This window comes from Porphyromonas somerae DSM 23386, from assembly GCF_000372405.1.
In the GTDB taxonomy this organism is placed as follows: Bacteria; Bacteroidota; Bacteroidia; order Bacteroidales; family Porphyromonadaceae; genus Porphyromonas_A; species Porphyromonas_A somerae.
Genome location: NZ_AQVC01000079.1, coordinates 1 through 3390, shown reverse-complemented (window position 1 = coordinate 3390; position 3390 = coordinate 1). Strand labels below are relative to the sequence as shown.

Annotated in this window: 4 protein-coding genes; all 4 read left to right on the top strand. The window is 49.5% G+C overall.

Annotated elements, in window-relative coordinates:
- The first annotated feature begins 432 nt into the window (after positions 1–432).
- Genes mce through A3GK_RS0109945 form a run of 4 tightly spaced genes read left to right on the top strand, consistent with a single transcriptional unit; the run spans position 433 to position 3195 of the window.
- Positions 433–852, top strand: coding sequence for a methylmalonyl-CoA epimerase (gene mce, locus A3GK_RS0109960; RefSeq protein WP_018029302.1), 420 nt, complete (start codon positions 433–435; stop codon positions 850–852).
- A gap of 46 nt (positions 853–898) precedes the next feature.
- Positions 899–2452 carry an acyl-CoA carboxylase subunit beta gene (locus A3GK_RS0109955; RefSeq protein WP_018029301.1) on the top strand — a complete coding sequence of 518 codons (1554 nt, stop codon included), beginning with the start codon at positions 899–901 and terminating at the stop codon, positions 2450–2452.
- Between the two features lie 29 nt (positions 2453–2481).
- Complete coding sequence (locus tag A3GK_RS0109950; RefSeq protein WP_018029300.1) at positions 2482–2664, top strand: hypothetical protein; 183 nt, start codon at positions 2482–2484, stop codon at positions 2662–2664.
- A gap of 51 nt (positions 2665–2715) precedes the next feature.
- A complete protein-coding gene (locus tag A3GK_RS0109945) occupies positions 2716–3195 on the top strand; it encodes a biotin/lipoyl-containing protein (RefSeq protein WP_018029299.1) in 480 nt (159 codons plus the stop codon).
- The last annotated feature ends 195 nt before the right edge of the window (positions 3196–3390 follow it).

Here is a 3390-nt window from a genome sequence, read left to right as displayed (position 1 = left end):
ACTCGGTCAAAATAAATCTTCTGGAGTTGACTCCTTTTTACAAACTTACTCATAAAAATCTATCTATGAGTCAACTTTTTCTAGGACAAGACAAATTAATCCTAGAGAAGGTTGTCCGACCCGCAAGGGGTCGTGGGATGGGCGGTGGATGATCGTTAATCCCCCGGTCGTTCGGGGGCTTGCCCCCTCCGACACGGGGGCTAGGATCCGTCGGACCTCTCCGAGGTCCTTACCATAGATATTCCGATTAATGCCCTACGGCAAGACCTTCCTAATGCGTAACCCCTAAATAATTGCCCTAATTGTGTGGCTATTTACAGAATAAAGTCTATATTTGCGATAAGGTCGCTAATACTGTATCAACCCAGTAGGCAGATTAGCTTTTTGAAGGAGGATAAACATAATATTAACATATAACATTAGGAAATTAGTATGAACATCTCACACATTGAGCATCTAGGGATTGCTGTAAAGAGCATCGAAGAGCACCGTCCTTATTACGAAAACGTACTAGGCTGGAAGTGCTACAACATCGAAGAGGTTGCCGACCAAAAGGTAAAGACTGCCTTCTTCAAGGTAGGTAACTCCGAGACCAAGATAGAGCTACTAGAGCCTACCAGCCCTGATAGCACCATCGCTAAGTTTATCGAGAAGCGTGGTGAGGGTATCCACCACATCGCTTACTGCGTAGATGATACCGACAAGGCACTCCAAGAGGCCAAGGAGAAGGGCGTTACACTGATCGACCAGCAAGCTCGCCGTGGTGCAGAGGGTCTGATGATCGGCTTCGCACACCCCAAGTCTACTGGCAAGGTGCTAACCGAGTTTTGCTGCCACCCAGAGGAGAAGTAACAAGCGGTAGCTACAGAGAAGAATAAATCACATAGAAGTATTAGATATGAGTACTCAAGTAGATAAATTACAGCAGCTGATCGAGATGCGCCAGAAGGCACGTCTCGGTGGTGGCGAAGCAAGAATCGAAAAGCAGCACGCAAAGGGCAAGATGACCGCCCGCGAGCGAATTGACCAGCTACTCGATGAGGGAAGCTTTGAGGAGATAGATATGTTTGTGGAGCTCCGCTCTACCAACTTCGGCATGGACAAGAAGAAAGTCCTCGGCGATGGTGTAGTTACAGGTTGCGGTACCATTGACGGCCGTCTTGTTTATGTCTTTGCACAAGACTTCACAGCCATTGCAGGCTCACTAGGTGAGATGCACGCTGCCAAGATCTGCAAGATCCAAGATATGGCGATGCGTGTAGGTGCTCCAGTGATCGGCATCAACGATTCAGGAGGTGCCCGTATCCAGGAGGGCGTCAATGCACTTTCAGGATATGCCGAGATCTTCGAGCGCAATATCCTTGCCAGTGGTGTAGTACCACAGATCTCAGCTATCTTTGGTCCATGTGCTGGAGGTGCCGTTTATTCACCAGCCCTTACCGACTTCATCATCATGGTAGAGGGTGCTTCCTATATGTTCCTTACCGGACCAAAGGTGGTGAAGACCGTTACCCACGAAGATGTGACCCAAGAGGAGCTAGGTGGTGCTTCTGTTCACGCTTCTAAGAGTGGTGTAGCACAGTTCGCCGTAGCTACCGAGCTAGAGGGTATCGACCTCATCAAGAAGTTGATCAGCTTTATCCCCTCCAATAATATGGAGACCGCACCGCTTGTAGAGTGCACCGATCCTATCGATCGTATGGAGGACGTTCTCAATGATATTATCCCTGATAACCCCAATAAGGCCTACGATATGTACGAGGTACTGGGAGCCATCGTAGATAATAGAGAGTTCCTAGAGGTACACAAAGACTTCGCCGATAATATCATCTGTGGTTTCGCACGTATGGGCGGCATGAGCGTAGGTATCGTAGCCAACCAGCCAAAGAGCAAGGCCGGTTCACTCGACGTGAACGCCTCTCGTAAGGCAGCCCGCTTCGTACGTTTCTGCGACGCCTTCAATATTCCACTCGTTACCCTCGTAGACGTTCCTGGATTCCTTCCAGGTACTGGTCAGGAGTACAACGCAGTGATCACCCACGGTGCTAAGCTACTTTATGCATTTGGTGAGGCCACTGTGCCAAAGGTTACCTGCATCCTACGTAAGGCGTACGGTGGTGCCTACATCGTGATGAGCTCTAAGCACCTACGTGGCGATATCAACTACGCTTGGCCAACAGCCGAGATCGCAGTGATGGGCCCAAGCGGTGCCGTAGAGGTGGTATTTGCTAAGGAAGTGAAAGAGGCTGAGGATCCAGCAGCTAAGGCGATTGAAAAGGAGGCAGAGTACCGCAAGGCATTTGCCAATCCATACAACGCAGCTTCTTACGGCTATATTGACGACGTCATTGAACCACGCAACACCCGCTTCCGTATCATTCGTGCCCTCAAGCAATTGCAGAATAAGAAGCTCACCCTTCCTGCTAAGAAGCACGATAACATCCCACTATAAGAAGTTTCACCAGTAAAGAGGAAAAGATTATGAATATCAAACTTCCCTCCTCGCAGGACGTGTACGCAGCGATTGCTTTAGCACTCCATGAGACACTTGGGACACCGCACGATAGAGAGAGCAATATCATCACTATCGACTATGCAAAGCTTCGCAATTCAGCATGGGCATCAAAGGAGCTGACCATGCGTCAGCTACCAGAGAGACGATAAGCCCGATAGCGTCGTGAGTAAAGAGAATACGAGAATAGACAGACATATAATATGAAGACATTTGACTATACCATAAATGGCGTGAAGTACCATGTAGACGTGGTAAGCATCAAAGAGGATAAAGCCGAGGTGAGAGTAAATGGCAATAGCTACGAGGTAGAGCTAGATAGAGCCTTCGACATTGACCAAGAGGCATGGGCAGCAGCTACCCCAAAGGCGGCCGCACCAAAAGCTACTCCAGTAGCACCAAAGGCCGAGGAGCCAGCTCCCGCAGCAGAGGCACCAAAGGCAGCTCCTGCAGCTGGTGGCAAGGCATCGGGTGCACCTATCAAGTCTCCACTTCCAGGCGTCATCATCGACATCCTAGTGAGTGTAGGTGCTAGCGTCAAGAAGGGCCAAAAGATCATGGTGCTCGAGGCGATGAAGATGGAGAATGAGATCAAAGCCGACCGCGATGGTGTCATCAGCTCTATCCAAATCAATAAGGGCGATACCGTACAAGATGGCGACACACTCGTAACCATTGAGTAATCCAATAGCCATATCATTAACCATGCGGGGCGAGCAATCCACATTGCTCGCCCCGCTTTATTTACCCAGCTCTAAATATCGTTGATCCAACCACTCACAAGAGACTGTTGCACGAAGGCGATCTGCTGCGCCTAGGCTTCCGTAAGGATGCCAAGGCACATAAAGTTGCTTTCGGGATTCGGACTCGGTCACGTA

Bases quoted from the DNA above. Each gene is read 5' to 3' on its own strand.
- mce (WP_018029302.1), top strand. From the start codon at position 433: ATGAACATCTCACACATTGAGCATCTAGGGATTGCTGTAAAGAGCATC.
- A3GK_RS0109955 (WP_018029301.1), top strand. From the start codon at position 899: ATGAGTACTCAAGTAGATAAATTACAGCAGCTGATCGAGATGCGCCAG.
- A3GK_RS0109950 (WP_018029300.1), top strand. From the start codon at position 2,482: ATGAATATCAAACTTCCCTCCTCGCAGGACGTGTACGCAGCGATTGCT.
- A3GK_RS0109945 (WP_018029299.1), top strand. From the start codon at position 2,716: ATGAAGACATTTGACTATACCATAAATGGCGTGAAGTACCATGTAGAC.